Origin of the sequence: Streptomyces sp. NPDC059524 (assembly GCF_042749255.1) — a bacterium.
In the GTDB taxonomy this organism is placed as follows: domain Bacteria; phylum Actinomycetota; class Actinomycetes; order Streptomycetales; family Streptomycetaceae; genus Streptomyces; species Streptomyces xanthii.
Window position 1 is genome coordinate 14,067 of sequence record NZ_JBHYTK010000143.1, and the last position, 6,576, is coordinate 20,642.

Here is a 6,576-nt window from a genome sequence, read left to right on the forward strand (position 1 = left end):
CGGCCACATCGGCCGGGCCCCACTCATGTGCTGGCGGGCGTCAGTGCCGCTTGCGCAGCGCCGCCATGTTGTCGTAGCCGGTCTTCGCGTACTTCAGCGACTGGCCGAGGTCGGTGCCGCTGGGCGCGTTGTCCTGTTCGACCATCGGGTTGTGGTAGTTCTTCCGGCCGACGCGGCTGAAGAACGTCGTGTAGTCGATGACGCCCTCGCCGAAGGGAACCATGTCGTAGCCCATGCCGTTGGTGTCGTTGCGGGTGCCGTCCTTGGCGTGGAACAGCGGATAGCGCTTGTTGTGGGCGCGGACCAGGGCCGCCGGGTCGAAGACGTTCTCCTGCTGCGAGCCGTCGTGCGCGGTGTAGGTGTGGAACTTGTACTGGGCGACGTGCGCCCAGAAGATGTCCATCTCGAGCCACACCGTGCGCGGGTCGCTGACCTGGAGGAAGTACTCCAGCTTGCGGATGCCGGAGCTGCGCGTCGGCCGGCCCTGGGCGTCGAGCGGACCGCCGTCGAGCAGGAAGCCGTACGCGGCGTCGTGGTTGTGGGTGTAGAGCTTGAGGCCCGCCCGGTGCGCGATCTCGCCGAGCGCGTTCCACTTGTCGGCGGCGACGTCCCAGTCCGCCTTGTACGAGCTGCCGGTGGGGTCGCCGCCGGTGCCCATGTGGTCCATGCCGAGGATGTTGGCGATCTCGAGGTGCTTCTTGAACGTGTCGATGTCGGACGTGCTGAGCGGCCAGGACGACGGGATGAAGCCGTGGTTGCCCTGGGCCCGCAGCCCGTACTCGTCGAGCCAGCCGCGCAGCAGCTTGGCGCCGGCGACGGATTCCAGGTTCGCGCCGCCGGGCGCGTTGGCGTGCTGGCCGTACCCGGCGAACTCGACCTGCTTGTAGCCGTAGCGGGCCAGTTCCTTGAACACCTCGCGGAAACCGCTGGGCAGGTCGCTGGAGAGCGGGTCGCGGCCGGTCGCGTCGCGAACGGTGTAGAGGATGATGCCGCGCTTGTGCGCGGGCACCAGGTCCTGCCCCTTGCCGTCGCCCTCGCTCTCGCCCGGGATCCGGTTCCCGGCCTGGGCGAAGGAGGGTGCGGCGCCGAGGACCGGGGCGGCTATCGCGCCTGCGGCGACGGCGGTGCAGGTGCTGAGGAAGCGGCGGCGGTTGATGCCGAGGCGGGCTCTGAGGGCCTCGTCGGCGGGGGTCTCGCGGAAGTCGGTCACGGGGGTGCCTCTCGTCGGGGTGCGGATCCTCGAAGTCCGGAACTTCGAGCTGCGGAGTGTCGAGGTGCGGGTCGGATGCCACTGGCGCGTTGTCAGTGACGTGTGCTTCACTCTCTGTAACTGCTCCTGGTCAGGAGGGCTTCAGGCCCGCCAGATCCAGCAGCAGGGCTTTCACATCGGTGGCCGCGACACGGCCGGGGAACGCATGGGGGGTGGAGCTGATGATGAGCGGACCGTCGTCGTCGCTCGCGGGGAGGCGGCCGTGGCTGCCACGAAGAGGTGAGGGGTCCAGAGGCACGACCGCCATCCGGTAGCGCATGCCGAGCTTCTTGCGGGCGAGCGCTCCGGCGGCCTTGACCTTGACGTAGGGGTCGAGGGGGTCCATGAACAGCTCGACCGGGTCGTAGCCGGGTTTGCGGTGGATCTCGACGAGCTGCGCGAAGTCGGGGGCGCGGTCGTCGTCGAGCCAGTAGTAGTACGTGAACCAGGCGTCCGGCTCGGCGACGGCGACCAGTTCGCCGGAGCGCGGGTGGTCGAGGTTGTAGGCCTTCTTTCCCTCGTCGTCGAGGAGCCGCTCGATACCGGGCAGTCCGTCGAGGGCGGCGCGAGTGGCGTCGAGGTCCTCGGGCCGGCGGACGTAGACGTGGGCGATCTGGTGGTCGGCGACCGCGAAGGCGCGGGAGGCCATCGGGTCGAGGTACTCCATGCCGTCCTGCGTGTGCACTTCGAGCAGACCGGCGCGGCGCAGGGCCCGGTTGATGTCGACGGGGCGCTCGACGCGGGTGATGCCGTACTCGGACAGGGCGACGACGGTGCGGCCGGCGGCGCGGGCGTCGGAGAGGAGCGGGGCGAGGGCCGTGTCGATCTCGGCGGCGGCCCGGTGGGAGCGCGGGTCGTCGGGGCCGAAGCGCTGCAGGTCGTAGTCGAGGTGAGGGAGGTAGCACAGGGTCAGGTCGGGGTCGCGGGTGCCGATGACGTGCCGGGTGGCGTCGATGATCCACTGGCTGGACACGATGTCGGCGCCGGGGCCCCAGAAGTGGAAGAGGGGGAACGTGCCGAGTTTGTAGGTGAGTTCGTCGTGCAGGGCCGGGGGCCGGGTGTAGCAGTCGGGTTCTTTGCGGCCGTCGGCGTAGTAGACGGGTCGGGGGGTGATGGTGATGTCGGTGTCGGCGCCCATGGCGTACCACCAGCAGATGTTGGCGACGGTGTAGCCGGGGTGCGCCCGGCGGGCCGCGTCCCAGAGTTTGTCGCCGGACACGAGGCCGTTGTGCTGGCGCCACAGGAGGACGTCGCCGAGTTCGCGGAAGTACCAGCCGTTGCCGACGATGCCGTGTTCGGAGGGCATGGTGCCGGTGAGGAAGGTCGACTGGGCGGCGCAGGTGACGGCCGGCAGCACGGTGCTGAGCGGAGCCTTGGTGCCGGATCCGGCGAGCGCCTTGAGGTTCGGCATGTGGTCGAGGAGGCGGGGGGTGAGACCGACGACGTCCAGGACGAGCAGCGGGGTCGGCCGGGGGTGCGCGTCCGTCACGGCAGCTCCTTCAGTCCGAGGTGGGTCAGCAGGTCGCGGGCGAGGGTGAGTTCGGCGGCGATGCCGTCGGCGAGCTGGGCGCGGGCCCGTGGGCGCAGCTCGGGCGGGAGGGCCTGCCAGGTGTAGGTCTCGACCTCCAGGTGGTGGGTGCGGGGGTGCTCGCCACCTACGAGCCGGGTCAGCGTGTCCTGGAGGACGTCGAGTGTGGAGGTGAGGGGTGCGGCGGGGGCCGCGTGCAGGGGGACGTGGAAGTGGGCGCGCCAGGGTGTCTCGTCCGGGAGTGCGGCGCCGTCGAGCGCGGGGCCGAGGTCGTCGGTGCCGTGCAGGGTGCCGGCGGCGACGGTGCGGGTCTGGTGCAGGAAGCGGGGTTCGTCGAAGGCGGCGAGTGCTTCGCGGACTTCGGGGAGGTGGGGGTGTTCGGCGTGCAGGGCGGCGGAGAGCTGGGATTTGACGACGGGTACGCGGGCGGCGGCGAGGGCGTCGAGCGCGGTGGCGGGGTCTTCGAAGGAGGTGGCGAGGTGGCAGGTGTCGAGGCACAGGCCGATGCGGTCGGGCCGGCCGATCCGGGTGAGCGGTGCGATGGCGTCGGCGGTGGTCTCGACGACGCAGCCGGGTTCGGGTTCCAGGCCGACGCGGATGGACCGGCCGGTGAGTTCCTGGAGTGCGTCGAGGCGTTCGGCGAGGGTGGTGAGGGCCGTGGTGGCGGTGTCGGCGCTCCGGGTGTCGTGGGCGGTGCGCCAGGCGAGCGGAAGGGTGGAGACGGTGCCTTCGGTGACGTCGCCCGGGAGGAGGGCGGCGAGCAGCCGGGCGAGATCGGAGGTGTGGGCGAGACGTTCGGGGTCGGCCCAGTCCGGCTTGTAGACGCGGTACTTGACTTCCTCGGCGCCGAATCCTTCGTAGGGGAAGCCGTTGAGGGTGACGACCTCGAGGCCGCGCCGGTCGAGTTCGGTGCGCAGGCCGCGCAGGGCCACGGGGTCGGTGATCAGGGCGCGGGCGGCGTCCTTTGCGAGCCAGAGTCCGATGCCGAGGCGGTCACGGCCCAGGCGTTTCCGCACGGGTTCGCAGTGGTCGCGGAGCTGCGCGAGGACGCCGTCGAGCGTCTCGGCGGGGTGCACGTTGGTGCAGTAGGCAAGGTGGACGGTCGAGCCGTCGGGGTGGCGGAAGCGCATGGGTCACGCTCCGCCGCGGAGGATGGAGTTGCCCTCGTGGGTGGCCTCGGGCGGGGCGGGTGCGTCGAGTTGGAGGCGGCCGCTGAGTCCGTAGAAGGCGACGGGGTTGCGCCACAGGACCAGGTCGACGTCGTCGTCGGTGAAGCCGGCGGCGAGCATGGCGTCGGCGACCTTGCGGGTCTTGAGCGGGTCGCTCTTGCCCCAGTCGGCGGCGGAGTTGACGAGGACCTTCTCCGGTCCGTAGGTCCGCAGGATGTCGACCATGCGGTCCTCGTCCATCTTGGTGTCGGGATAGACGGAGAAGCCGAGCCAGCTGCCGGCGTCCTTGGCCTCCTTGACGGTGGTCTCGTTGAGGTGGTCGACGAGGACCCGGTCGACAGGCAGCGCGGACTCGCGGACGACGTCGAGCGTGCGGCGCAGGCCGGCGAGCTTGTCGCGGTGCGGGGTGTGCACGAGGGCGGGCAGTTCGTGGTCGGCGGCGAGTTGGAGCTGGGTGGCCAGGGCGGTGTCCTCGGCCGGGGTCATGGAGTCGTAGCCGATCTCGCCGACGGCGACGACGTTGTCCTTGACGAGGTAGCGCGGCAGGGCGTCGAGGACGGGGGTGCAGCGCGGATCGTTGGCCTCTTTGGGGTTGAGGGCGATCGTGCAGTGGTGGGTGATGCCGTACTGGGCGGCACGGAAGGATTCCCAGCCGAGGAGCGCGTCGAAGTAGTCGAAGAAGGAGGCGGGCGAGGTGCGCGGCTGGCCGAGCCAGAAGGCGGGCTCGACGAGGGCGCGGACGCCCGCTGCGTGCATGGCCTCGTAGTCGTCGGTGGTGCGCGAGGTCATGTGGATGTGCGGGTCGAAGATGCGCATCAGGACTCCTTCGCCTCGGTGCCCGGGTCGTGGGGTGCGGGCTCGGTCAGGGCCAGGACGCGGTGCAGGTCCTCGGGGACGGCCCGGCCGGCGGCTGTGCGTTCGGCTGCGAAGTCGCCCAGCATGCGGGCGAGTTCGGTGTCGCCGTGGGCGCGTCTGGGCAGTTCGGCGACTGCGTCGACGGGCACGCCGGTGAACAGGCACTTCAGGACGGCGTGCCGCCAGTGGTGGGCGGGCAGGTGCGCGGCGGCGTACGGGCCGACGGCGGCGGCGACGAGCCGGGTGTCGTTGGTGCGCAGCGCGTCCTCGACGAGAGGCAGTCCTTCGGGGCCCGGCACGAGGTGGGGCAGGGCGTGCAGGACGGCACGGCGTTCCGCGGCGGTGCCCTCGGTGTACAGCCGGTGGAGGGTGGTCGTGTCGGCGCCTGCGGCGTGCAGCAGGACGACGCGGGTGGCGTCGGCGTTGTCCTGGCCGGTGCGGCGCCCGGCCTCGGCGAACCGGGTCTCCCAGGCCTGCGAAGCCGTGCCGGTAGTAGTGCGGGCGGCAGCCAGGGCTTGGTCGAGCCAGTCGCGGGCGGGGTCGGTGAGCGCGGCGTCGAGGTGGGCGCGCAGCGCGGTGACGGTGGTGGTCCTGCTCATGAGCTGCCTCCTCGTGCTGCGGCGCGGAGGAACGGGAGGGATCGGGCGGCCTGTTCGGGCCCCGCGTGGGAGTGGCGCGGGAGTTCGACGACGACGAGGCCCTGGTATCCGGTGTCGGCCAGGGCGTCGAGGACCGGCGGGAAGTCGATCTCTCCGTCGCCGAACGGGAGGTGCTCGTGGACGCCGCGCCGCATGTCCTCGATCTGGACGTGGCGCAGCCAGGGCGCCGCCGCGCGGACGCAGTCGGCGGGCGAGGCGGGTTCCAGGCACTGGCAGTGGCCGATGTCCAGGGTGAGGCCGAGGGCGTCGGGGCTGCCGAGCAGGCCGCGCAGGTGGTGGAAGTCGTCGAGCGTGGCGAGGAGATGGCCGGGCTCGGGTTCGACGGCCAGGGGCACGCCGGCGCCGGTGGCGGCTTCCAGGAGCGGTGCGAGTTCGCCGGAGAGGCGCTTCCAGGCGGTGTCCCGGTCGGTGCCGGCCGGGGTGATGCCGCTGAAGCAGTGCACGGCGTGGGCGCCCAGGTCGGCGGCGACCTGGACGGCGCGTACGAGGAGCCGGCCGCGGGCCGCGCGGGCGTCGGGGTCGGGGTCGAGGAGGGAGGGTCCGTGTTTGCGGCGCGGGTCGAGGACGTAGCGGGCGCCTGTCTCGACGGTGGCCGTGAGCCCGTACCGGTCCAGGGCCCGGGCGACCTGGCGGGTGCGGGCCGCCAGGTCCGGGAGCAGAGGGTCGAGGTGCATGTGGTCGAGGGTGAGGCCGACGCCGTCGTAGCCGAGGTCGGCGAGGAGGGCGAGGGCGTCGTCGAGGCGGAGGTCGGTGAGTCCGTTGGTTCCGTAGCCCCAGCGCAGGGTCATGTGACGCTCACCTTCCGGGAGAAGCGGCGGGCGAGAGGCGCGAGGACGGCGGTGAGCAGGGCGGTTCCGGGCGCGCCCGCGCGGGCGGCCAGGGCGGCCTGGAGCGGGATCATCGCGCGGATCCCGGCGCCGACGGCGCGCTGGGTCAGGGGTGGTGACGGGTTGAGGGCGGCATGGAGGAGGGGCCGGGTCGTGGTGACCGCGTACGCGGTGGGACCCGGGGGGGGCGGGGGGGGGGGGGGGCCCCCGCCCGCCGGGGGGGGGGGGGTGTGCGCGGCGCTTGGCGCCGGGGGGGCCCCGGGCCCGGCCGGGGGCCGGGGGGGGGGCC

Annotated in this window: 6 protein-coding genes; all 6 read right to left on the reverse strand. The window is 72.3% G+C overall.

The window, feature by feature from the left end:
* Positions 1 to 40 precede the first annotated feature (40 nt).
* The 6 genes from ACFW9D_RS30295 to ACFW9D_RS30320 all read right to left on the reverse strand — a co-directional run bounded on the left by ACFW9D_RS30295 (position 41) and on the right by ACFW9D_RS30320 (position 6,248).
* Positions 41 to 1,210, reverse strand: coding sequence for a sugar phosphate isomerase/epimerase family protein (locus tag ACFW9D_RS30295; protein ID WP_384627125.1), 1,170 nt, complete (start codon positions 1,208 to 1,210; stop codon positions 41 to 43).
* 130 nt (positions 1,211 to 1,340) lie between these two features.
* Entirely contained in the window at positions 1,341 to 2,738 is a 1,398-nt protein-coding gene (locus ACFW9D_RS30300; protein WP_384627128.1) for an alkaline phosphatase family protein, read from the reverse strand.
* Entirely contained in the window at positions 2,735 to 3,907 is a 1,173-nt protein-coding gene (gene eboE / locus ACFW9D_RS30305; RefSeq protein WP_384627130.1) for a metabolite traffic protein EboE, read from the reverse strand. Before eboE ends, ACFW9D_RS30300 begins: the two co-directional genes overlap by 4 nt.
* 3 nt (positions 3,908 to 3,910) lie before the next feature.
* Complete coding sequence (locus tag ACFW9D_RS30310) at positions 3,911 to 4,762, reverse strand: TatD family hydrolase (protein ID WP_384627133.1); 852 nt, start codon at positions 4,760 to 4,762, stop codon at positions 3,911 to 3,913.
* Positions 4,762 to 5,400, reverse strand: a complete 639-nt coding sequence (locus ACFW9D_RS30315) for an EboA domain-containing protein (protein WP_384627135.1) — start codon at positions 5,398 to 5,400, stop codon at positions 4,762 to 4,764. Before ACFW9D_RS30315 ends, ACFW9D_RS30310 begins: the two co-directional genes overlap by 1 nt.
* On the reverse strand, positions 5,397 to 6,248 hold the full coding sequence (locus ACFW9D_RS30320) for a sugar phosphate isomerase/epimerase family protein (protein WP_384627137.1): 852 nt from the start codon (positions 6,246 to 6,248) through the stop codon (positions 5,397 to 5,399). Before ACFW9D_RS30320 ends, ACFW9D_RS30315 begins: the two co-directional genes overlap by 4 nt.
* Positions 6,249 to 6,576: the final 328 nt, after the last annotated feature.